This is a genomic window from Kribbella sp. NPDC000426, assembly GCF_040300265.1.
Taxonomy (GTDB): domain Bacteria; phylum Actinomycetota; class Actinomycetes; order Propionibacteriales; family Kribbellaceae; genus Kribbella.
In genome coordinates this window covers 74946-97136 of sequence record NZ_JBEPDK010000006.1, presented here as the reverse complement: position 1 = coordinate 97136, position 22191 = coordinate 74946, and the positions used below count along the sequence as shown (strand labels likewise).

The 22191-nt window shown below is 68.5% G+C and carries 27 protein-coding genes; 22 read left to right on the top strand and 5 right to left on the bottom strand.

The annotated features are described in order from the left end of the window. Positions 1-144 precede the first annotated feature (144 nt). The 12 genes from rpsP to dprA all read left to right on the top strand — a co-directional run bounded on the left by rpsP (position 145) and on the right by dprA (position 9400). On the top strand, positions 145-654 hold the full coding sequence (rpsP, locus tag ABT313_RS29120; RefSeq protein WP_350860416.1) for a 30S ribosomal protein S16: 510 nt from the start codon (positions 145-147) through the stop codon (positions 652-654). A gap of 5 nt (positions 655-659) precedes the next feature. Beyond that, positions 660-911 carry an RNA-binding protein gene (locus ABT313_RS29115; protein WP_130449499.1) on the top strand — a complete coding sequence of 84 codons (252 nt, stop codon included), beginning with the start codon at positions 660-662 and terminating at the stop codon, positions 909-911. A 94-nt stretch (positions 912-1005) separates the two neighbouring features. Beyond that, positions 1006-1548 carry a ribosome maturation factor RimM gene (gene rimM, locus ABT313_RS29110; protein WP_350860414.1) on the top strand — a complete coding sequence of 181 codons (543 nt, stop codon included), beginning with the start codon at positions 1006-1008 and terminating at the stop codon, positions 1546-1548. After that, on the top strand, positions 1538-2734 hold the full coding sequence (gene trmD, locus ABT313_RS29105) for a tRNA (guanosine(37)-N1)-methyltransferase TrmD (protein ID WP_350860412.1): 1197 nt from the start codon (positions 1538-1540) through the stop codon (positions 2732-2734). The genes rimM and trmD overlap by 11 nt, the downstream gene beginning before the upstream one ends. Positions 2735-2937: 203 nt before the next feature. Next, positions 2938-3297, top strand: coding sequence for a 50S ribosomal protein L19 (rplS, locus tag ABT313_RS29100; RefSeq protein WP_350860410.1), 360 nt, complete (start codon positions 2938-2940; stop codon positions 3295-3297). 145 nt (positions 3298-3442) lie between these two features. Further along, a complete protein-coding gene (gene lepB, locus ABT313_RS29095) occupies positions 3443-4072 on the top strand; it encodes a signal peptidase I (protein WP_350860408.1) in 630 nt (209 codons plus the stop codon). After that, entirely contained in the window at positions 4069-4833 is a 765-nt protein-coding gene (lepB, locus tag ABT313_RS29090; RefSeq protein WP_137259201.1) for a signal peptidase I, read from the top strand. The genes lepB (ABT313_RS29095) and lepB (ABT313_RS29090) overlap by 4 nt, the downstream gene beginning before the upstream one ends. 51 nt (positions 4834-4884) lie before the next feature. Further along, positions 4885-5586: a ribonuclease HII gene (locus ABT313_RS29085; RefSeq protein WP_134111609.1), complete on the top strand. Its 702-nt coding sequence runs from the start codon at positions 4885-4887 to the stop codon at positions 5584-5586. After that, complete coding sequence (locus ABT313_RS29080; RefSeq protein WP_012922325.1) at positions 5583-5906, top strand: DUF2469 domain-containing protein; 324 nt, start codon at positions 5583-5585, stop codon at positions 5904-5906. Before ABT313_RS29085 ends, ABT313_RS29080 begins: the two co-directional genes overlap by 4 nt. Before the next feature lie 77 nt (positions 5907-5983). After that, the gene (locus tag ABT313_RS29075; protein ID WP_350860404.1) at positions 5984-6340 is read left to right on the top strand and encodes a YraN family protein; all 357 of its coding nucleotides are present in this window, start codon (positions 5984-5986) and stop codon (positions 6338-6340) included. After that, positions 6340-7914: a YifB family Mg chelatase-like AAA ATPase gene (locus ABT313_RS29070; RefSeq protein ID WP_350860402.1), complete on the top strand. Its 1575-nt coding sequence runs from the start codon at positions 6340-6342 to the stop codon at positions 7912-7914. The genes ABT313_RS29075 and ABT313_RS29070 overlap by 1 nt, the downstream gene beginning before the upstream one ends. A gap of 211 nt (positions 7915-8125) precedes the next feature. Next, on the top strand, positions 8126-9400 hold the full coding sequence (gene dprA / locus ABT313_RS29065; protein WP_350860400.1) for a DNA-processing protein DprA: 1275 nt from the start codon (positions 8126-8128) through the stop codon (positions 9398-9400). On the opposite strand, the gene ABT313_RS29060 is transcribed toward dprA, so the two are convergent. Both ABT313_RS29060 and ABT313_RS29055 read right to left on the bottom strand, forming a co-directional pair. Further along, positions 9382-9909, bottom strand: coding sequence for a helix-turn-helix transcriptional regulator (locus ABT313_RS29060; RefSeq protein ID WP_350861327.1), 528 nt, complete (start codon positions 9907-9909; stop codon positions 9382-9384). The two genes, dprA and ABT313_RS29060, sit on opposite strands and share 19 nt — an antisense overlap. A gap of 24 nt (positions 9910-9933) precedes the next feature. Further along, complete coding sequence (locus tag ABT313_RS29055) at positions 9934-10374, bottom strand: helix-turn-helix transcriptional regulator (RefSeq protein WP_350860398.1); 441 nt, start codon at positions 10372-10374, stop codon at positions 9934-9936. A 115-nt stretch (positions 10375-10489) separates the two neighbouring features. Here ABT313_RS29055 and ABT313_RS29050 point away from each other — a divergent pair, with 115 nt between their 5' ends. Together ABT313_RS29050 and ABT313_RS29045 are read left to right on the top strand one after the other, a co-directional pair. Beyond that, complete coding sequence (locus ABT313_RS29050; RefSeq protein ID WP_350861325.1) at positions 10490-10882, top strand: RidA family protein; 393 nt, start codon at positions 10490-10492, stop codon at positions 10880-10882. A gap of 230 nt (positions 10883-11112) precedes the next feature. After that, positions 11113-11601 carry a DUF488 family protein, N3 subclade gene (locus tag ABT313_RS29045; RefSeq protein WP_350860396.1) on the top strand — a complete coding sequence of 163 codons (489 nt, stop codon included), beginning with the start codon at positions 11113-11115 and terminating at the stop codon, positions 11599-11601. Positions 11602-12200: 599 nt separating this feature from the next. On the opposite strand, the gene ABT313_RS29040 is transcribed toward ABT313_RS29045, so the two are convergent. Continuing rightward, positions 12201-13835 (bottom strand): APC family permease, encoded by a 1635-nt coding sequence (locus ABT313_RS29040; protein WP_350860394.1) that lies wholly within the window; start codon positions 13833-13835, stop codon positions 12201-12203. Positions 13836-13971: 136 nt separating this feature from the next. Between ABT313_RS29040 and ABT313_RS29035 the strand changes: the two genes are divergently transcribed. Continuing rightward, on the top strand, positions 13972-14913 hold the full coding sequence (locus ABT313_RS29035; RefSeq protein ID WP_350860392.1) for a tyrosine recombinase XerC: 942 nt from the start codon (positions 13972-13974) through the stop codon (positions 14911-14913). 61 nt (positions 14914-14974) lie between these two features. After that, positions 14975-15454, top strand: a complete 480-nt coding sequence (locus ABT313_RS29030) for an RrF2 family transcriptional regulator (RefSeq protein ID WP_134111615.1) — start codon at positions 14975-14977, stop codon at positions 15452-15454. Between the two features lie 92 nt (positions 15455-15546). Here the strand turns inward: ABT313_RS29030 and ABT313_RS29025 are convergent, their stop codons facing one another. Then, complete coding sequence (locus ABT313_RS29025; protein WP_350860389.1) at positions 15547-16149, bottom strand: M23 family metallopeptidase; 603 nt, start codon at positions 16147-16149, stop codon at positions 15547-15549. 287 nt (positions 16150-16436) lie between these two features. Here ABT313_RS29025 and rpsB point away from each other — a divergent pair, with 287 nt between their 5' ends. From rpsB to ABT313_RS28995, 6 genes are all read left to right on the top strand, one after another. Continuing rightward, complete coding sequence (rpsB, locus tag ABT313_RS29020; RefSeq protein WP_350860387.1) at positions 16437-17420, top strand: 30S ribosomal protein S2; 984 nt, start codon at positions 16437-16439, stop codon at positions 17418-17420. Between the two features lie 111 nt (positions 17421-17531). After that, the gene (gene tsf, locus ABT313_RS29015) at positions 17532-18350 is read left to right on the top strand and encodes a translation elongation factor Ts (RefSeq protein ID WP_350860385.1); all 819 of its coding nucleotides are present in this window, start codon (positions 17532-17534) and stop codon (positions 18348-18350) included. A gap of 49 nt (positions 18351-18399) precedes the next feature. Next, entirely contained in the window at positions 18400-19161 is a 762-nt protein-coding gene (pyrH, locus tag ABT313_RS29010; protein WP_238160771.1) for a UMP kinase, read from the top strand. 96 nt (positions 19162-19257) lie between these two features. After that, the gene (gene frr, locus ABT313_RS29005; protein WP_350861323.1) at positions 19258-19812 is read left to right on the top strand and encodes a ribosome recycling factor; all 555 of its coding nucleotides are present in this window, start codon (positions 19258-19260) and stop codon (positions 19810-19812) included. Then, positions 19812-20660, top strand: coding sequence for a phosphatidate cytidylyltransferase (locus ABT313_RS29000; protein WP_350860383.1), 849 nt, complete (start codon positions 19812-19814; stop codon positions 20658-20660). The genes frr and ABT313_RS29000 overlap by 1 nt, the downstream gene beginning before the upstream one ends. Further along, positions 20657-21247, top strand: coding sequence for a GNAT family N-acetyltransferase (locus ABT313_RS28995; protein ID WP_350860381.1), 591 nt, complete (start codon positions 20657-20659; stop codon positions 21245-21247). Before ABT313_RS29000 ends, ABT313_RS28995 begins: the two co-directional genes overlap by 4 nt. Here ABT313_RS28995 and ABT313_RS28990 read toward each other — a convergent pair. Beyond that, a complete protein-coding gene (locus ABT313_RS28990) occupies positions 21237-22187 on the bottom strand; it encodes an LLM class flavin-dependent oxidoreductase (protein WP_350860378.1) in 951 nt (316 codons plus the stop codon). The two genes, ABT313_RS28995 and ABT313_RS28990, sit on opposite strands and share 11 nt — an antisense overlap. Positions 22188-22191: the final 4 nt, after the last annotated feature.

The following is a 22191-nucleotide window of genomic DNA, read 5'->3' as shown; positions in this document are numbered from 1 at the left end:
GCACAATGGCCTGCTGAGTCCGTCCAGGTTCCGTGCAGCCCTCTAACTCCACTGCCTGGCCGGCCCATCGAGCCGTCACTGCGTTGTCCCCACGACGCGTCGTGCTGCTCACCCAGACGTAATTCCGAGGGAGACCACCCGAAAGTGGCAGTCAAGATCCGTTTGAAGCGCATCGGCAAGAAGCGCACCCCGCACTACCGCATCGTCGTCATGGACGCCCGCACCAAGCGGGACGGCCGGGCGATCGAAGAGATCGGTATCTACAACCCGAAGACCGAGCCCTCGTTCATCCGGGTCGAGTCCGAGCGGGCGCAGTACTGGCTGGGCGTCGGCGCGCAGCCGAGCGAGGCCGTCGAGGCGATCTTCAAGGCCTCCGGCGACTGGCAGAAGTTCAAGGGCGAGCCGGCTCCGGCGCCGCTCAAGGTCGCCGAGCCGAAGCGGGACAAGCAGGAGATCTTCAACGAGGCGCTGGCCGAGGCCCACGGCTCGCTGAAGACCGAGGCGGTCACCGCCAAGAAGTCCGCGGCCAAGAAGACGGCCGAGAAGAAGGACGACGCGGCCAAGGCCGACGACGCTCCGAAGGCCGACGAGGCCGCCAAGGCTGACGAGGCGCCCAAGGCCGACGAGGCCGCGGCCGAGACCACCGAGGCCTGACGATGATGGAGACCGAGGCGCTCGAGCACCTGGTCCGGGGCATCGTGGACAACCCCGACGACGTCAGTGTCCGGTCCCGGAACCTGCGCCGCGGACGCACCCTCGAGGTGCACGTCCACCCCGACGACATCGGCAAGGTGATCGGCCGCAACGGCCGCACCGCCACCGCGATCCGCACCGTCGTCGGCGCCCTCAGCGCAGAGTCCTCGCTCCGCATCGACTTCGTCGACGAGTTCAACCGGCGCCCGCGCCGCTGAGCTCAGCAGTCCTTCGAAGGGCCGCACCCGGTCTGGGGTGCGGCCCTTCGTCCTATTCTTCAGTCAGTTGACCTCCGGAGAAGGGTTAGTGCAGGTGTTGGTGACAGTCGGGCGGATCGGCCGGGCGCACGGGATCAAGGGCGAGGTCGGCGTCGACGTACGGACCGACGAGCCGGACCGGCGGTTCGCCGACGGCGCGACCCTGGTGACGGATGCCAAGGTGTCCCGCAAGCTGACGGTGGCGTCGAGTCGCTGGCACAGCGGGCGGTTGCTGGTGAAGTTCGCCGAGGTGCCGGACCGGACGGCCGCCGAGCTGCTGCGCAACCTGTTCGTGCAGTCCGAGATCGACGAGGACGAGCGCCCTGAGGACCCCGAGGAGTACTACGACCGCGAGCTGATCGGCCTCGCCGTCCGCACCACGGACGGCGCAGAGGTCGGCGAAGTGATCGACGTGGTCCACCTCCCGTCCCAGGACCTCCTGGAGATCCGCCGCCCGGCCGGCAACGCCGTGCTGGTCCCGCTGGTCGAGGAGCTGGTCCCGGAGCTCAACCTGGACAAGCAGTACGTCGTCGTGGCCGATCGGCCCGGCCTGCTGGACCCGGACGGTGCCGAGGTGGTCCCGACCGATGAGGCTTGACGTCGTCACGATCTTCCCGGAATACCTGGCCGCCCTGGACGTCTCGCTGGTCGGCAAGGCGGCGAAGAGCGGCCTCCTGGACGTCCGCGTGCACGACCTGCGCGAGTGGACCCACGACCGCCACCGGACCGTCGACGACACCCCGTACGGCGGGGGAGCGGGCATGGTGATGAAGCCGGAGCCCTGGGGCCAGGCGCTCGACGCGATCGCTCCCGCGGACGGTCCGTCCCAGCCGCGGCTGATCGTGCCGACTCCGGCGGGCCGGCCGTTCACGCAGGAGCTCGCCTATGAGCTGGCGGCCGAGCCGTGGCTGGCCTTCGCCTGCGGCCGGTACGAAGGCATCGACGCACGTGTGGCGTCGTACGCCGGTGAGCGGATGCGCGTGGACGAGGTGTCGATCGGCGACTACGTGCTGAACGGCGGCGAAGTCGCAGTGCTCGTCATGGTCGAGGCAGTAGCCCGCCTCCTGCCCGGCGTCATCGGCAACCCGGAGTCCCTGGCGGAGGAGTCGCACTCGGGCGACGGCCTGCTGGAGTACCCGGTGTACACGAAGCCGCCGAGCTGGCGCGGGTACGACGTACCTGAGGTGCTCCTGTCCGGGAACCACGGCCTGATCGCCGACTGGCACCACGACGAGTCAGTACGCCGTACTGCGGAGCGCCGGCCGGACCTGCTGGCGGCGTGGGGCGACGTACTCGCGGCCAAGGACGACTCCGACGCTGTCCGCCTCCTCCCGGCCACAGCAGCCGACGCAGGCGAGATCCACGTGCTGCAGTTGGCTTGCTTCCTCTCCGAGGCCCGGCTGTACGATGACTACACGATTCCGCCCCTCACGGCGGACGTCGCGGACACAGCGGGCCGTCTGGAGCGCTCCATCGCCCTCAAGGCGGTCGCCGGTGCCCGCATCGTCGGCGCTGTCCAGCTGGCCGTCGACGGGGCGGTGGGGCAGATAGAGCGGCTCGTCGTCGCCCCGGACTGGCAGGGGCGCGGCCTCGGCGCCCGCCTGCTCGGCGCGGCCGAGAAGCTGGCTCCGGCCGAGGTCACGTCGTACACGCTGAACACCGGCGCGCTGAGCGACCGCAACCTGGCCCTGTACCGGAAGGCGGGGTACCGGGAGGTGCGCCGGGAGCCTCAGACCCCGAAGGTCGACCTGGTCCACCTGAGCAAGCGCCGCCGGCGAAAGTGACGGCGGTCACGTTCGGGTCGCTCACCCTGCGCTGATGGCTCGGGCGGATTTCGTCACGGTGCGGGGCGTGTGGCAAGATTGTCTGCTGCTGCCCTTCGGTGCTCCTGCCACAGGGGGTGACCACCGACCGGCAGCCTTTTGATGACTTCATCACCACCGACATTCGTGGGTGACCTGTGGCACGCGCGAGGAAGAGACACCTGATGAGCAACATCCTGAATGAGCTCGACAACGCGAGCAAGCGTGACGGCATCCCCGCTTTCCGGCCCGGCGACACCGTCAACGTGCACGTCAAGGTCGTCGAGGGCAACCGGTCCCGCGTCCAGGTGTTCAAGGGTGTCGTGATCCGGCGCCAGGGTGGCGGCCTGCAGGAGACCTTCACGGTCCGCAAGGTCAGCTTCGGCGTCGGCGTCGAGCGCACCTTCCCGCTGCACACCCCGATCGTCGAGAAGATCGAGGTCGTGACCCGCGGCGACGTCCGCCGCGCCAAGCTGTACTACCTGCGCGAGCTGCGCGGTAAGGCGGCGAAGATCAAGGAGAAGCGCGAGATCCCGGCCTCCTGACGCCGCGTAACGACGACGGTCTCAGATGGCGCCGAGCACTGCGACTCGAGCTCGCCCTCGCCCGGTAGCCACGAGGGCACGTCGCAGCAAGGGACGTCACCGCAGGCTGAAGCAGCGGAATCCGCTGCTCAGCCTGCTCGTCGAGATGAGCACCGTCACGGTGCTCGCGCTCGTCATCACCGTGGTCCTGCGGTTGTTCGTCGCGGAGGCGTTCTACGTCCCGTCGGAGTCGATGTACGACACGCTGACCAAGGACGACCGGATCCTGGCCGAGAAGATCAGCTACCTGCACCGTGACGTCGATCGCGGTGACATCGTGGTCTTCAAGGACCCCGACAACTGGCTGGACGAGGCGCAGACCCAGCCGGGCACGCTCCGCCGGATCGGCGAGTTCGTCGGCATCCTGCCCCGCAGCGGCGAGGGTCACCTGGTCAAGCGGGTGATCGGCATCGGCGGTGACCGGGTGATCTGCTGCAACAAGCAGGGCCAGATCACCGTCAACGGCATCGCGCTGGACGAGCGGGAGTACCTGCTCAAGGACGCCAAGCCGTCCGAGGTGCCGTTCAACGTGCTGGTGCCGCCGGGCCATCTGTGGGTGATGGGCGACAACCGCGCCGAATCCGCCGACTCGCGAGCCCATATGGGCGGCCCCGGCGGCGGATTCGTGCCGGTCGAGAACGTGGTTGGCCGGGCCTGTTGCGTAATCTGGCCGTCTGACCGGATGACGATGCTGCGTCCTCCGGAAACCTTCAAGAAGCCGGGGCTGAAGAAGTGACCGATACACCGACCAAGACGGACCCAAAACCCGCCCATCGTTCGGGCTTCGGAGCCGCAGCCCGGGAATTCGTGCTGATCGTGGTCGGGGCCCTGATCGTCTCGTCGATCCTGCGGGCGTTCGTCGGGCAGATGTTCATCATCCCGAGCGAGTCGATGGAGAACACGCTGCTGGTCGGTGACCGGGTCGTGGTCGAGAAGCTCACCGACGTCAAGCGCGGTGACGTGGTCGTGTTCGAGGACCCGGGCGGCTGGCTCGGCCCGGAGGAGAGCGGTCAGAAGCGCGGTTCGATCGGCCGGTTCTTCGAGATCGTCGGTCTGCTGCCGGATTCCAGCCACGGCCACCTGATCAAGCGTCTGATCGGCATGCCCGGCGACAAGGTCGCCTGCTGCGACTCCAAGGGCCGGTTGCTGGTCAACGGGCAGCCGCTCGACGAGACGAAGTACCTGTACCCGGGGGATGCCCCGTCCCAGATGGAGTTCCAGGTCACCGTCCCGGCCGGCCGGATCTTCGTGATGGGCGACCACCGGTCCGCCTCCGGGGACTCCCGTGTGCACCTGCAGGACCTCGACGCGAACGGCGGCAACCAGGGCGACGCGGCGTTCGTGCCGCTCGACAAGGTCACCGGGCGAGCGATAGCGATCGTCTGGCCGGCGGGCCGCTGGAGCAAACTCGGCGTACCCGACACGTTCAAAGCGGTGCCGGCCCCTGGCCCGGCGCCGAACAAACCTTCGATATCCCTCACGCCACCACCTAAGTGAGAACCTGTCGCCTCTGACGCCTAGGGTGAGTTGTGTGATGCGGAGGGCTGGATGAGCGCGTTGCCGCGCGGGAGCACGGTACGGCGAGACGCCGGGCTGTACGGGTACGAGCGTGCCCTGCGCCGCGTCGGCCTGGACCCGATCGCCGGCGTCGACGAGGCCGGTCGTGGGCCCTGTGCCGGCCCGCTGGTGGCGGCCGCGGTGATCCTGCCGGAGGGCAAACGGGGCCAGATCCCGGAGCTCGCCGACTCCAAGCTGCTGACCGCCAAGGCGCGGGACCGCTGCTACGAGGAGATCCGCAAGCGCGCCCTGGCCTGGTCGGTGGTCTCGATCGAGGCCGCGGAGTGCGATCGGCTCGGCATGCACGTCGCGAACGTGGAGGCGCTCCGCCGGGCGCTGTTCAGGCTCGACGTGCGCCCGTCGTACGTGCTGACCGACGGGTTCGGCGTCGATGGTCTCGGCGTACCGGGGCTGGCGATCTGGAAGGGTGACCGCGTGGCGGCTTGTATCGCGGCCGCCTCGGTGATCGCCAAAGTGACCCGTGACCGGGTGATGCAGCACTGGGACACCGTGTACCCGCAGTACGGGTTCGCGATCCACAAGGGGTACTGCACGCCTGAACACCAGGCGGCATTGGACGAATACGGCCCGTGCCCGCAACATCGACGGCGGTTTGAGAATGTCCGCCGCAGTCTGCGGCCCGACATGGGACAGAATGTGACCAGTCCCACCGGAGTGGAGAGCAATCGATGAGTGCCGATGACCTCGAGAAGTACGAGACCGATATGGAGCTGCAGCTCTATCGGGAGTACAAGGACGTCGTCGGGATCTTCAAGTACGTCGTGGAGACCGAGCGGCGGTTCTACCTGTGCAACGCGGTCGACCTGAAGGTGCGGACCGAGGGCGGCGACGTGTACTTCGAGGTGACGATGGCCGACGCGTGGGTGTGGGACGTCTACCGCTCGGCCCGCTTCGTGAAGAACGCCAAGGTCGTCACCTTCCGCGACGTCAACATCGAAGAGCTCGCCAAGTCCGACCTGGAAGTCCCCAAGGACTCCGACTTCGGCCGCTGAGGTTTTCCACAACCTCGAAATTGGCGGCCCGCATCAAGGCCTGATCCCGGCATGTTCTCTGCCGGAGGTGGTCAACGATGCGGACCAGGAACACCGTCGGACGGTACGGCGAGGATCTCGCCGCGAGGTATCTCAGCGAGCACGGTTTCGCGGTGCTCGAGCGCAACTGGCGCTGCGAGCTCGGCGAGATCGACATCGTCGCGCGCGAAGGCGACACGCTCGTCGTCTGTGAGGTGAAGACCCGGCGCGGGCTCAACTACGGCAGCCCGCTCGAGTCGATCACCTACCGGAAGCTGACCACGCTCCGGAAGCTGTCCGGCCGCTGGTTACAGGCCCATCAGCTCAGACCGGCGGAGATCCGGATCGACGTCGTCGGCGTCCTGTTCGACCACAACACACCGCCGACGGTCGACCACGTGCGAGGTGTGGCCTGATGGCGCTCGCACAAACCTGGTCCGTCGCGCTGGTCGGTCTGGAGGGCCACCTGGTCGAAGTCGAGGCCGACATCGCCCAAGGCCTTCCGAAGACGACTCTGATCGGTCTGCCCGACACATCCTTGTCCGAAGCCCGCGACCGCGTCCGCGCCGCCGTGGTCAACAGCGGTGAGCGATTCCCCGACCGCAAGGTCACCATCGGCCTGTCACCCGCCACCCTGCCCAAGACCGGCTCGCACTACGACGTCGCTATCGCCCTGTCCTTGCTGACCGCAGCCGGTGTCGTCGATCCCGGTTCGCTCCGCCAAACCGCGATCATCGGCGAGCTAGGCCTCGACGGTCGCATCCGGGAGGTCCGCGGCGCGCTGGCCATGACGCTGGCCGCCGCCCGAGCCGGTTTCCACCGCATCGTCGTCCCCGACCTCAACGTCGGCGAAGCACGCCTCGTCCCAGGCATCGAGGTGTACGGCGCTCGCTCGCTCCGTCAGGTCCTCGCTCTGCTCCGCGGAGTCGAGATCCCGGACGAGGCGCCGCCTCGGGCCGAGCCACGCCTGGCGTCGGAGTCGCTGACCCGGGTTCCAGCCGTGGACCTGGACGACGTCATCGGCCAACGCGAGGGCCGCCGCGCCATCGAGGCCGCTGCCGCCGGTGGCCATCATTTGTTCCTGCACGGCCCGCCGGGTTCGGGCAAGACGATGCTGGCGGAGCGCCTGGCCGGTCTGATGCCCGATCTGAGCACAGACGACTCGCTTGAGGTGTCAGCCGTCCATTCGCTCGCCGGCCTGCTCACCAACGACGCCGAGCTAGTCGTCCGGCCACCGTTCATCGCGCCGCACCACACCGCCTCCCTGGCCAGCCTCGTCGGCGGTGGCTCGGGCGTGCCCAGGCCGGGTGCCATCAGCTGCGCGCATCGAGGCATCCTGTTCATCGACGAGGCGCCCGAGATGCATCCGCTCACCCTCGACACGCTGCGCCAACCACTCGAGTCCGGGTTCGTCGAAGTCCATCGGGCCGCTGCGGTGGCGAAGTTCCCGGCCCGGTTCATGCTCGTGCTCGCGGCCAATCCCTGCCCCTGCGGGCTCTCCGGCACCAATCAAGGCATCTGCAGCTGCACACCCCAGGTCCTGGCGCGCTACCGCCAGCGGATCAGCGGCCCGATCAAGGACCGCCTGGACATCCAGCGCCAGATCCTCCCGGCCGCCCGCACCATCACCGACGGCGAGCCCGCGGAATCGACCGCCGTCGTCGCCGCCCGGGTCCAGCTCGCCCGCGACCGCCAGGCCCACCGCTACCGCGACACCGCCTGGATCCTGAACAGCGAGGTCCCCGGCCCGATCCTCCGTCGCGAGCACCCCCTGGATGCCGCAAGCAACAAACTCCTGGAGGACCACTACGCCACCGGCCGCCTCACCGCCCGTGGCTTCGACCGGGTCGTCCGACTCGCCTGGACCCTGGCCGACCTGGCCGACACCAAACAGCCAACCGTCGACCTGACCCACGAAGCCTTCCAACTCCGCGCCGGCGAGCCCCTCACCCACCTCTCCGACACCCGCCCCCTCAGAGGAATCGTCTAATGACCGACCACGCACCACAGACAGACACGACCACCTCCGGCAACCCCGAGGTGATCGCCAACCGCCACGGACATCGAGAACGCGTGCCCGACGCACGCACGCCGATCCTCCAGCCAACCCACATTGCCTGCCAGCTAGGGCCTTCCGGCACGCCCGAGCGCAGCTCTGCCGACGAGCCCTCCGACCTCCGCTCTCCCAGAGGACTTGCCTGATGACGAACTATGCGCTGACCAACTCAGCCCGTCCAAGTTTCGCCCTGATGAACCTGGCCATGACGAGCGATGTCGTCGGCTCCGGGGGAGGAACAGGTGGATCCGAGGTGTTTGCTGATGGCAACGACGATCGGGAACGCCTCGCGCGCGCCGGCCTGTCCCGCGTCGTCGAGCCGGGTGACCTCGCCGCGCTGAAAGCCTTCGACGGCATGTCCGCGCTGGAGATCTGGGACCGCCTTCGCCAAAAGTCGTCCGGCCTGGAGCGCTGGTCGACCCGCCTGGCCGAGGTCGACCCGCAACGAGACCTCGAGCGCGCCGCTGCCGCCGGAGCCCGGTTCGTGATCCCCGGCGACGACGAATGGCCCGACGACGTGGAGGTTCTCGCCGAAGCCGGTCAGTTGACCCGGCGCGCCGGCGTCCCGTTCGGCCTATGGGTCCGCGGCCGCGGCCATCTCCGCGAGGCGTTGACGCGCTCCGCCTCGGTCGTCGGCGCCCGCGCCTGCTCGTCGTACGGCGAACACGTCGCCGCTGAACTCTCCGCCGGCCTGGCCGACTCCGGCGTGACCGTAGTGTCCGGCGGCGCCTTCGGCATCGACGCAGCCGCCCATCGCGGCGCACTCGCAGCTTGCGGTACGACGATCGCGGTCCTCGCGTGCGGCGTCGACGTCAGCTACCCGAAACGCAACGCAGCCTTGCTCAGCCGCGTTGCCGAGCAGGGTCTGGTCGTCGCCGAACTCCCACCCGGCTGCTCACCGACCAAGCTCCGCTTCCTGGCCCGCAACCGCCTCATCGCCGCCGCCACCCAAGGCACAGTCGTCATCGAGGCCGCCATCCGCAGCGGCGCCCTCAACACCGCCGGCTGGGCCGAGCAATGCGGCCGCGCCGTACTGGCCGTCCCTGGCCCCGTCACCTCCCGCATGTCCGCCGGCAGCCACCTGCTCGTCCGTGAACGCAACGCCGTACTAGCCACCAGCGTCGCCGACATCATCGAAGCAATCTCGCCGTACGGCACCGGCCTCACCCAACCCCCACGAGCCCCACAATCCCTGACAGACACCCTCGACCCCGACCTCCAACGCACCCTCGACGCCGTCCCAGTCCACACCCCAGCCCCCGCCACCCGCATAGCCGTCACCGCCGGCCTCGACCTCCCCACCACCCACCAATCCCTAGAAGCCCTGACAGCCCTATCCCTAATAACCCAAACCCCAACCGGCTGGCACCTCCCACCCGCCCACGTAGCTCTTGGTCGTGGTCAGGAGGGCGGGGCGTAGTGAGTGGCGAGTCTGGTGGCTCGGGTGTGGAGGGTGGTGCGTAGGGATTGAGGGGCGAGGACTTCTGCGTTCGTGGATAGTTGCCAGAGCGCCCATTCGGCGTGGCGGGTGTCCTGGAAGGCGACCTCCAGGCGGAGCCAGCCGTCAGGGTCGGTTTCTTCGGTGGTGACGGCTAGTGCCGTGGCCATGAGGTCTTCTCGCCGCACGGGGTTCAGGCGCAGCAGGACGGCGGCCTGGCCGCCTCCGGTTCGGAAGCTTGTGCTGCGCTCCTGCCAGGTCCGGCGCAGATCAACCCGGTCGGGTCTTTGCGCGGGTTCGTCGAGTTCCTCAGCGGCCAGCACACGGGACAGCCGGTACGTGCGGTCCTCGCCGGACTTCTTCGCCAGCAGGTAACCCTGGTCTCGTACGGTGACCAAGCCGATCGGGTCCACCGTGCGCCATCTCGGAGGTTGATCAATGGCCGCGTACTGGATTCGCAGCTTATGGCCGGTGAATACGGCGCTCCGGATCTCGGCTGCGATGGCGTCTGGTACCTACTCGGCGACCTGCCGACGCGAGAGCAGGTCGGTCTCCGGGTCGATCAGCAACCGCTGTACGGCACCGGCCGCAGTGTCCCGATAACCCGCTGGCAGGGCATCGACTACCTTGAGCATGGCCGAGGCGAGCGCTGAGCCAAGGCCGAACACCTGCGCTCCCCGGCGCGATCCGGCGACCAGCAGGGCGAGCGCCTCGTCGTTGTTCAGCCCCGTGAGCTCAGTCTGGAATCCGGGCAGCAGTTCGAACCCGCCGTACCTCCCACGCTCGGCATACACCGGTACGCCGGCTGCCGACAGGGCCTCGATGTCGCGGAGCACGGTGCGAGTGGACACCTCGAGCTCGCGGGCCAGCGTCGGCGCGGACAGGCGACCGCGTTGGCGCAGCAGCAGGACCAGTGAGACCAACCGGTCGGCGCGCTCCGACGACTCTACCGCCATACACGACACAAGATGTCGTGATTCGTTGGGAGGCTTTCAGTACGACGTCGAGCCGGGCTGCCGCGCCGCCGACGTACCTGTCGATCAATCGAATGGAGCTGATGTGGCTGTGGCTGTGGAGCGAACGACGGTCAACCCGTGGACCTGGTCGCTGGACCTGGGCTACAACCAGGGCGAGATCGTCTCCGGCCAGACCCAGACGCTGTACTGCGCCGGGCAAACCGCGATGAGCGCCGACGGCAAACCCGAACACGCAGGCGACATGGCCGCGCAGTTGGCGCTAAGCCTCGACAACCTGGAGGCCGTCCTCGGCGCCGCCGGCATGTCTCTCGCAAACCTCATCCGCCTGAACGTGTACACCACCGACGTCGATCTCCTCGTCCAGCACTACGCAGTGGCATCGCGCCTGGCCGCCTCCAAGGTCGCGCCACCAACGACGCTACTCGGGCTCACCCGACTCGCCATCCCCACCCTCCTGGTCGAACTCGAAGCGACCGCAGTCGGATGAGCTCGGAGCCGGAGACGATCGGCGTCCGAGATCGCGCCGCCGACCACGATGCTAGGAGCGACGCGAATCGCGGTCCCCACGCTGTCGGTGGGACTGGAAGGGACTGCGGTGGGATGAGTTCGGTGTTGGCGACGATCGGTGTGCGGGGTTGCGCCGCCGACCGCGATGCTCGGGGCGACGCGACTCGCGGTCCCCACGCTGTTGGTGGGACTGGAAGGGACGGCGGTGGTATGAGTTCGGGGGTGGCGACGATCGGGATCTATGGGTTCGACGTTGAGTCGTTCCTGCGGCGTCTGCGGGACGCCGATGTTCGGCTGGTGCTCGACGTACGGCAGCGGCGTGGTGTGCGCGGACCCGGGTACGCCTGGGCCAACTCGCTTCGGCTGCAGGCCGCTCTCGCTGATGCCCGAATCGCCTACGAGCATCACCCCGAGCTCGCGCCGACGACCGAACTCCGCGAATTGCAGTACGCCGAGGACGACAGGCGAGGCGTGGGCAAGCGTTCGCGCCGCGAACTCGCCACCGAGTACGTCCGGCGCTACACAGCCGAAATCCTCGACGACGCTGACCTAGCCTCGATCGTGTCGGCACTGCCGAGCAGCGGCATCGCCGCCCTGCTCTGTGTCGAACTCGAGCCCACCGCCTGCCACCGCTCCCTGATCGCCAACCGGCTGGCCGACCAGCACGACGTCAGAATCGAGCACCTGCGCCCCTCGTAACGCGTGGGTTCCTGCGCACCCACCCGCCGGCAAACGCAGGCCAGCGCCGCCCCGACCAGCCGCCCGCCCGCCGGTGCCTAAACACGCAGCCAGCGGTCGACATCGGCGGCCGCACCGTCGTCCCCGGCTCCGTCGCCCGAGCGGCGCCTTCCGGCGATGCCCGGGACCAGATGTCGCCGATCAGCAATGCGGCCCTCGGCGCCCCAAGCGCGTAGCTGGTGGTCGAGGTCGGCGGACGCGCGGTCGTGCCCAGTTTGTCGCACGAGCAGCGCATCCCGGGTGTAAACAGGGATCAGGTGGCGCCGAGACGACGAGTACGTCGGGCGATCGCGCCCCGCCCGAGGGGTTGAGTACGTCGGGCGGGCTCGGCCGGCCCGAGGGGTTGAGTACGTCGGGCGGGCTCGGCTCGCCCGGGGAGTGACGTGCTGGCGCTGGCGTGCGAGGTGCGGAACCGCTTGTTCTGCCGAGTGCGTCGGGTTGTCGCGGGTCGCGCGCCTGAGGAGGAGGTTTGTTGGGCGGCTGCGCGCCAGGTCGCGGTGCTGCGGACTGGTCGCGATCGACCCGCGCGCTGACGTCGGTGACGGGCGCGTGGGGTTGGGCTAGTTGCGCATGTGTTTGCCGCGGGTGGGTTTTTGGGGTTGTTGGTCGGGTGGGGTGCGGATTGCGCGGAGTTCGGGTGGGCGGTCTTGGTCGGTGCGGATGGCTTGGAGGCCGCCGGTGCCGGGGTCGGTGTCGCCTAGGTCGAAGTCCCAGCTGTCCTCGTTGGCGAGGCGGCTGTGCCAGCGGCCGTAGAGGGCGTAGATCGCGATGCCGATGACCATCCAGACGCCGAACTTGGTCCAGGTGCTGGTCTTCAGGTTCAGCATCAGCCAGACCGTGGCCGCGAGGGACAGGAGCGGGATCAGCGGGACCATCGGCACCCGGAAGCCGCGCTCGAGGTTGGGCTCCGAGCGGCGGAGCGTGAGTACGCCCACTGCGCAGAACGCGAAGCAGAACAGGGCGCCGATGACCAGGAGCTCCTCGAGCTCGAGGACCTTCGGGTACAGCGTGAGTGCCAGCGCGGCGAGACCGGCGAAGCCGGCGGCGCGGGCGGGGGAGGAGTACACCCGGCTGACCCGGCCGAGGCTCTTCGGCAGCAGGCCGTCACGACCCATGTTGAACAGGACGCGGCTCTGCGCGATGAGCACCACCATGATCACGGTCATCAACGCGAGCAACGCGCCTAGATTGACCACCTTCGCGGCCCAGCCGACTCCGACGGCGGCCAAGGCCTCGGAGACCGGTGCGGCGCCGCCCAGCTTGCCGTACGGGCGCATGCCGACCAGGACGACGGCCATCGCGATGTACAGGATCGTCACCGCGCCGACGCCGAGCAGCATCCCTTGCGGGACGGTCTTCCGCGGGCTGCGGGCGTCCTCGGACGCGGTCGCGATCAGGTCGAAACCGATGTAGGCGAACACGATCGTGCTGGCCGCCGTGAAGATGCCCATCGTCCCGAACGAACCGAACGACGAGTCGAGGATCCAGCCCAGCAACGTCGGACTCGCGGTCGCGGGTGCGGCCCGCGCCGGGGGCACGAACGGGTGGTAGTTCGACATGGTCACGTGCGCCGCACCGACGATCACGACGAGCAGGATCACCGCGACCTTCGCGATCACGACGACGGTCAGCACCCGGGCCGACAGCTTGGTGCCGGTGACGATCAGCGCGGTCAGGACCAGCAGGAGCAGCGGGGCAACGAGGTTGATCTTGGCCTCGGGACCGAAGAACTGCGCCACTCCACTGGGCAGCGTGACGCCGAATCCGTCCAGCGTGGCCAGGAAGTACGCCGACCAGACGCGGGCGACGATCGCCGCCGCGGTGACGAGCTCGAGCACGAGCGCCCAGCCGACCAGCCAGGCCCACATCTCACCGAAAGTCACGTAACTGAAGGTGTACGCGCTACCGGAGACAGGGATCGTCGAGGACAGCTCGGCATAACAGGCCGCGGCCAGCACACAGACGATCGCGGCGATGACGAACGACAGGATCACTGCCGGTCCGGCGACATTGGCCGCCTGGACGCCGCTGATGCTGAAGATGCCGGAGCCGATCATCACGCCCAGGCCGAGTACAACCAGGTCGCGACGACCGAACAAGCGCGGCAGACGATGCCGCGCGTCCTCGACTCGAGTGAACGCCGACTCGACCGGCAGGCGCCGGCCTACGGTCTGTCCGTTCGCTGAGGGGGCCATGGTCAGGGGTGCCTCCGTTGCTACTAGGGCAATCGGGCCGAACAGTAGTCGACCGTCGGGTTATCGACCAGACCTCCTCTCGCCGGTCTCCGCGCGGTGGCTTGCGATGCCGGGCCGCCTCACGCATCGTCGACACATGGCGCCGGACGATGTCAGTAGAAACTCTTCCTGGCCGGAAGGTTTCACTCAGTTACTGGCTGACTACGAACGGCATCTGACGGCGGAAAGAGACCTCAGCACTCACTCGGTCAGAGCCTACATCGGAGATGTCGCGGATTTACTCGAACATTTGATTCGGCTTGGTCACGATGATCTTGCCGGGTTGGACATCCGGGGGCTGCGGTCCTGGTTGGCCAAACAGCAAAGTCTGGGGAAATCCCGCAGCACGATGGCTCGGCGGGCCACGGCCGCAAGGGTGTTCACCGCGTGGGCGCAGCGGACCGGGCGGATCGGTACGGATCCGGGAGCATTGCTCGCCAGCCCCAAGGCGCACAAGAGTCTGCCGGGCGTTCTCGGCCAGGCCGACACCCGAGCTGTCCTCGACGCGGCAGCCATTGCCGCTGACGACGGAAGTCCGGTCGGGCTGCGAGATCTCGCGATCATGGAGCTCCTGTACGCGACGGGGATCCGCGTCGGCGAGCTGTGCACGCTAGACGTCGACGACATCGACCGGTCACGCCGCGTGGTCCGCGTGTTCGGCAAGGGCCGCAAGGAACGGTCCGTCCCGTACGGCGTGCCGGCCGCGGAAGCCCTCGAGCGGTGGCTGGCCGAAGCGCGGCCCAAGCTGGCGCGGGAGGGTAGCGGTCCGGCTGCCTTCCTCGGCGCGCGTGGTGGGCGAATCGACCAGCGAGCGGTACGGCGATTGGTGCACGAGCGGATCGCGGTCGTCGACGCACCGGATCTGGGCCCGCATGGTCTGCGGCATACGGCGGCCACGCATCTCCTGGAAGGCGGCGCGGATCTGCGGAGCGTGCAGGAGTTGCTCGGGCATGCGTCCCTGGCGACGACGCAGGTCTACACGCATGTCTCCAGCGATCGGCTCCGGAAGGCCTATCAGCAGGCGCATCCGCGGGCGTGAGCGGGCGTCTCTGTGCGGGGGATGCGGCGCGTGGGTGGCCGAATGCGGCAGACTGCGGGACATGCGGGTTTCGGCGAAGTCTGACTATGCGTTGCGAGCTCTGATCGAGATCACCCAACGGTGGGTGGCCAACGATCCTTCGGTGGTGTCGGCCGAGGAACTGAGCCGGGCGCAGGGCATTCCGCACGGCTTCCTGCAGGGCATCCTCGCCGACCTCCGTCGGGCCGGTGTGTTGTCGAGCCAGCGTGGGCAGTCGGGCGGATGGCGGCTGGCCGTCGACCCCAACGACATCTCGGTCGCCGACGTGATGCGCGCGGTGGACGGTCCGATCGTGAGCATCTCCGGTGTCCGGCCGGAGAGCGTTTCGTACAACGAGCATGCGGTGGTCCTCCAACGGGTCTGGATCGCGGCTCGCGCGAGCCTGCGCGACGTACTCGAGAACACGACGTTGATCGATCTCGCCAAGAACAAGCTCCCGGCCGGCGTCGAGCGCCGCTCGAAGGACGAGGACGCCTGGCAGGCCCGCGTCCCCGGCAGCTGAACCCGGCATTCCGAAAGGCGTGCCCAGCTGGGCACGGCGGACGGCGGCAAGGCGCGGCGGCAGGGCACGCAGCGGGAGTGGGTCAGGTGCGGCTACTCGCGCCTGATCAGTAGGCCGGCGGTCAATGTCAGCGCTGCGGTGGCGGCGATGATGAGCTTGGCCGTTCGCTGGTTGCTGTCCGGCGGGTCGGGTGACGCGTCCGCAGCGCGTGGCGTTGGCCGCGCCGGGGACGGACCGCGGGCAGGCAGATCGGTGAGCGGGAGTAGGCGGACCGGCCGGTCTGGAATGAGGGTCAGCGGATTCAGGTACTGCTTGCCCTGAAGCAGACCCCAGTGCAGGCAGGCCCTCGGCAAGCAGTGCGAGCCGGTGGCCGACAGCCGCCCGATCACGACCCCGGCACGGACCGTGGCCCCGACCGAGACCGCCGGCACGACCGGTTCATACGTCGTACGGCGCGCCCCCGTGGTGATCGTGACGACGCCGCGGCCGGCCAGCGGACCGGCGTACGTGATCGTGCCGGGGGTAGCGGCCAGGACGGGTTGACCGGGGCGGCCGGCGAGATCGACGCCGCGATGGCCGGGGAGCCACGGTTTCGCGGGTAGTTCGAAGCCGTGCACCACCTCCGGACGGGGCTGGAGCGGCCAGTCGGAGGTGGCACCGGGCAGGATGGCGAGAGACAGCAAGGCGAGGTTCATGCCAGGGAAGATGCCGTCGTCAGAGGCTGCCTGGGACCCTCAGCCACGCGATTGTGGATAACCGGGGCCCGGTTCGCGTTGCCCGCCGCCGGTCACGTACACTTCCGGTGGCGTCCCATGTGAGTGGGACGACTACGCATGCCCGCACAAGTGTGCGGTTCCAGCGGTCCCGGGGCGATCCGGGCGGAGCCGTACGACGGGCATCAGGAGCAGCGGATCATCCGATCCGCGGCATGACAACCGAGTAGACCCGGACGAGCCGCCGGGTCGCAATAAGGAGACCACTCATGGCCGTCGTGACCATGAAGCAGCTGCTGGAAAGCGGCGTGCACTTCGGGCACCAGACCCGACGCTGGAACCCGAAGATGAAGCGCTACATCCTCACCGAGCGCAACGGCATCTACATCATCGACCTGCAGCAGTCGCTGTCCTACATCGACCGCGCGTACGAATTCGTCCGCAGCACGGTCGCGTCGGGCGGGGCGATCCTGTTCGTCGGCACCAAGAAGCAGGCCCAGGAAGCGATCGCCGAGCAGGCGACCCGCGTCGGGATGCCCTACGTGAACCAGCGCTGGCTGGGCGGCATGCTGACCAACTTCCAGACCGTCAACAAGCGGCTCCAGCGCCTCAAGGAGCTCGAGCTCATCGACTTCGACGACGTCGCCGCCTCCGGTGTCACGAAGAAGGAGCTGCTGCAGAAGCGTCGCGAGCACGACAAGCTGCTCAAGACCCTCGGCGGTATCCGCGACATGGCCCGGGTTCCGGCCGCCGTGTGGATCGTGGACACCAAGAAGGAGCACCTCGCCGTCGACGAGGCGCGCAAGCTGAAGCTGCCGATCATCGGCATCCTCGACACCAACTGCGACCCGGACGAGGTCGACTACCCGATTCCGGGGAACGACGACGCGATCCGCTCGGTCGGCCTGCTGACCCGGGTCGTCGCCGACGCCGTCGCCGACGGTCTGATGGGCCGCTCCGGCCAGGGCGCGGCCGCGTCCGGCGAGGAGCTGGGCCAGGAGGAGCCGCTGGCCGCCTGGGAGCGCGAGCTGCTGGAGAGCCAGAACGGCACCACCGAGGCCAAGACCGACGCCAAGACCGAGGAGAAGGCCGAGGCTGCCCCGGCCGCCGACGTCCTGACCGAGCCGGTTGCGACCGACGCCGTCGTCGAGACCGCGCCGGAAGCCGCCGAAGCCAAGGCCGAGGAGACCCCGGCCGAGGAGACCCCGGCCGAGGCGAAGGCCGACGAGGCCCCGAAGGCCGAAGAGGCCTGACAGCCACGGATGCCGCCCGGTCCCGCCGGGCGGCAACCTGCTGCGTCGCACGGTCCGCAATCGGGCCTGCCCCGCCCATCCAGCCGTATCGACAAGACGAGAGAACGAGGAATGGCGAACTACACCGCCGCTGACGTGAAGAAGCTCCGCGACGCCACCGGCGCGGGCATGATGGACGCGAAGAAGGCGCTCGAGGCGACCGACGGCGACTTCGAGAAGGCGATCGAGGAGCTGCGCATCCACGGCGCCGCCAAGGCCGCCAAGCGGGCCGACGAGCGGTCCGCCAGCAACGGCCTGGTCGCCGCCGCCGAGAACGCCCTCATCCAGCTGAACTGCGAGACCGACTTCGTCGCGAAGAACGAGCAGTTCCAGCAGCTCGCCGCCGACATCGTCGCGCACGCGTCGGCCAGCAAGGTCGGCGACGTCGAGGGCCTGCTGAACGAGAAGCTGACCGACGGCAAGTCCGTCGCCGAGAACATCGAGGCCCTGGCCGCGGTCATCGGCGAGAAGCTCGAGCTCGGCCGGGTGGCCGTGTTCGACGGCCAGGTGACCGCGTACATGCACAAGCGTGCCGCGGACCTGCCGGCCCAGGTGGGCGTGCTGGTCGAGTTCGAGGGCGACAACGTCGAGGCCGCCCGCGGTGCCGCCATGCAGGCCGCCGCGATGCGTCCGCTCTACACCACCCGCGACGAGGTCCCGGCCGAGACGGTCGAGAACGAGAAGCGGATCGCCGAGGCGACCGCCCGCGAGGAGGGCAAGCCGGAAGGCGCGCTCCCGAAGATCGTCGAGGGCCGGGTGAACGGGTTCTTCAAGGACGTCGTGCTGCTCGAGCAGGCGTCGGTCCAAGAGAGCAAGAAGTCGGTGAAGGCCGTGCTCGACGAGGCCGGTGTGACCGTGAAGCGGTTCGCCCGCTTCGAGGTCGGCGCCTGATCCCGACGAGGATCTGACAGCGACAGCAACGAACGAGGAGGCCGGAATCGTGACGGAAACCCTGGGTACCGAGACGAATCCGGCCTCTTCGCCGTTCGCCCCGGCCTATCACCGGGTGCTGCTCAAGCTGTCGGGTGAGGTGTTCGGCGGCGGCAAGCTCGGCGTCGACCCCGACGTGGTGAACTCGATCGCCAAGCAGATCGCCGAGGTGGCCCGGGCCGGTGTCCAGGTCGCCGTGGTGGTCGGCGGCGGCAACTTCTTCCGCGGCGCCGAGCTGCAGCAGCGCGGGATGGAGCGCAACCGCGCCGACTACATGGGCATGCTCGGCACGGTGATGAACTGCCTGGCGCTGCAGGACTTCCTGGAGAAGCTCGGCATCGAGACCCGGGTGCAGACCGCGATCACGATGGGTCAGGTCGCCGAGCCGTACATCCCGCGCAAGGCCGAGCGGCACCTGGAGAAAGGCCGCGTGGTCATCTTCGGCGCCGGCTCCGGGATGCCGTACTTCTCCACCGACACCGTCGCCGCCCAGCGGGCCCTCGAGGTGGGCGCCGAGGCGTTGCTGATGGGCAAGCAGGGCGTGGACGGGGTCTACGACTCCGACCCGAAGAAGAACCCCGACGCGGTCAAGTTCGACCAGCTGTCGTACGACGACTTCCTGGCCCGCGGCCTCCGGGTCGCCGACGCCACCGCGATCAGCCTGGCCCGCGACAACGCGCTACCGATCGTGATCTTCGGCCTCGAGGAGGGCAACATCGCCCGGGTGATCCACGGCGAGAAGATCGGCACGGTCGTCTCCCGGGGGCAATAACCAGGGCCACGGCGGCGTACCACTAGGATCGGTTGTCACAAGGCGCAGTAGGAGTGGCCGCATCGACGCGGCCCAGAGGAAGCGAGGAATGTCGTGATCGACCAAGCTCTCCGCGAAGCCGAGCAGAAGATGGCGAAGGCCGTGGAGGTCGCGAAGGACGACTTCGCCGCGATCCGCACCGGCCGGGCGCACCCGCAGATGTTCGCGGGCATCCTGGCCGACTACTACGGCAGCCCGACGCCGCTGCAGCAGCTGGCCGGCTTCCAGGTCCCTGAGCCCCGGACCGTGCTGATCTCGCCGTACGACAAGGGTGCGATGGCGGCGATCGAGAAGGCGATCCGCGACTCGGACCTGGGTGTGAACCCGGGCAACGACGGCGCGGTGATCCGGGTGGTGATGCCGCAGCTGACCGAGGAGCGGCGCAAGGAGTACATCAAGGTCGCCAAGACCAAGGGCGAAGAGGCCCGGGTCTCGATCCGCAACATCCGCCGGCACGCCATGGACCAGGTGCACAAGACGGTCAAGGACGGCGAGGCTGGCGAGGACGAGGGCAAGAGTGCTGAGAAGCGGCTCGACGGGTTGACGAAGAAGTACGTCGACTCGATCGACGACCTGCTCAAGCACAAGGAAGCCGAACTGCTCGAGGTGTGATGGGCGTCGACAGCACGCCCGCGCCGAGTCCTACTCCGAGCCGCGCCGGGCGAAATCTGCCCGCTGCGATCGCGGTCGGGGTGGGACTGATCGCGCTGATCCTCGGATCGCTGTACTGGCAGAAGGTCCTGTTCGCCGTCCTGGTGCTCGCGGTCGTCCTGATCGCCGTGGACGAGATGATCAAGGCTCTGCGCACCGGCGGAGCGGAGATCCCGCGGATCCCGCTGTTCGCCGGTACGACGGCGATGCTGACCGCGGCGTACTTCGGGGGACCGATGGCGCTGCTGGTTGCGCTGGGGCTCACGGTGCTGGGGACGATCTTCTGGCGGATGCCAGGTGGTTCGATCGGGTTCGTCCGCGACGTGAGCGCGGGAGTGTTCCTGATCGGCTACGTCCCGCTGCTGGCGGGATTCGCGATTCTGCTGGTCCAGCCGGACGCGGACGGCCCGGGGCGCGTGCTGACGTTCTTCGCGGTCGTTGTCGCGAGTGACGTCGGCGGGTACGTCGCCGGGGTGCTGTTCGGCAAGCACCCGATGGCGCCGACGATCAGCCCGAAGAAGTCCTGGGAGGGCTTCGCCGGTTCGGCGTTGTTCTGCATCGGCGCCGGTATCGCCGCGGTGGTCTTCCTGCTGGACGGCGACTGGTGGGTCGGCGCGATCGTCGGCGCGGTCGCCGTACTGACCGCGACGCTCGGCGACCTCGGCGAGTCCATGATCAAGCGCGACCTGGGCATCAAGGACATGTCGAACCTCCTGCCCGGCCACGGAGGCGTGATGGACCGGTTGGACTCGCTGCTCGCGACCGCCCCGGTGGTTTGGCTCCTGCTGCACCTGCTGGTGAAGGCATGACGCTGGCACCGGACGGACGCCCCCTGGTCGGCGACGTCGTCAGACTGGACCGGATGCAGGCGTCCGACATCGACGCGCTGTACGCCGCGATCGCGAACGAGCAGGTGTACGCCGGAGGCTTCGCCGGCGGTCCCGCTGCGATGCCGAAGAGCGCGGACGAGATGCGGGCGAAGTGGATGCCGGCCGCGGCCAAGCGGTTCGCGTACGTCGTCCGGATGGTTGCCGACGGCACAGTTGTCGGTACGTCGAGCCTTGCCGACGTCGACCTGGTGAACGAGCGGATCCACCTCGGCTACACCGGCTACGCGCCGGCCGTCTGGGGGACCGCGGTCAACCCGGCGGCCAAGCTTTTGCTGCTCGAGCACGCCTTCGAGACCTGTGGATTCGGCCGCGTGAAGATCCAGACCGGCTCGAAGAACACCCGCTCGCAGGCGGCGATCGCCAAGCTCGGCGCGACCCGTGAGGGCGTGCTGCGGCGGCACATGCTGATGGCCGACGGGTCGTTCCGCGACACGGTCGTGTTCTCGATCCTGGCCGACGAGTGGCCGGATGTGCGGAAGCGGCTCGAGGCCCGGATCAACCGATGAGCTTCGCCAGCGAGGCGAGGAGATCGTCCCGGTCGTAGGTGTTGGTCGTGATCAGGACCTCGTCCGCGGCTGTGCGCCGTACGAGATCCTCCAGTGCGGCGTGCACCTCGTCGGAGGTTCCGTAGTACTGACCGCGCAACGCGTTCTCGAAGAACTCTTGCTCGCGGGCGTTCATGGTCGCAGGGACGTCAGGCTGCAACGGCGGGAAGACGCCGCGGGTACGCGAGTAGGCGCTGGCCCATGCCTCGGGCAACAACAGCTCACGGGCCGCCTCAGTGGTATCGGCAACTGCGGCGGTGACGGCGAGGATGACATAGGGCTCCGGCGCCCAAGCTGACGGCTGGAAAGCCGATCGATACTCGGAGACCAGCTCCACAGAGTCAGGGCGAGCAGCCAGCACCACAGGTAGGCCTAGCGAGGCTGCGATCGCCGCACCCTCGCCCACGGCCAGGATGAACGGCGGGATCCGCAGTCCCTCGCCTGGTCGGGCGTGGACGTCCGACGTACCGACGAGATAGCCGAGTAGTTCCTGGACCTGTGCGCCGAAGTCGTCCGCAGCGTCCTTCTCGACGCCGAGCGCACGCCGTACTCCGTTGGTGAAGCCGACCGAGCGCCCGAGGCCCATGTCGATCCGGCCCGGGTACAGCGACTCGAGTACGCCGAACTGCTCTGCCACCACGAGCGGCTTGTGGTTCGGCAGCATCACTCCGCCGGTGCCGACCCGGATGTGCGAGGTGCGAGCAGCGACAGCCGCAGCCAGGACTGTCGGCGCCGAGCCGACCACTCCGGGAACGCTGTGATGCTCCGACACCCAGAACCGCTTGTAGCCAAGGTCTTCCACCTGCCGCGCGAACTCCACCGTCGCCCGCAACGTCTCCGGCTCCGTCTCGCCAACACGCGTCCGAGAACGGTCAAGGACTGACAGCGGGACGGAGAGCATGTTC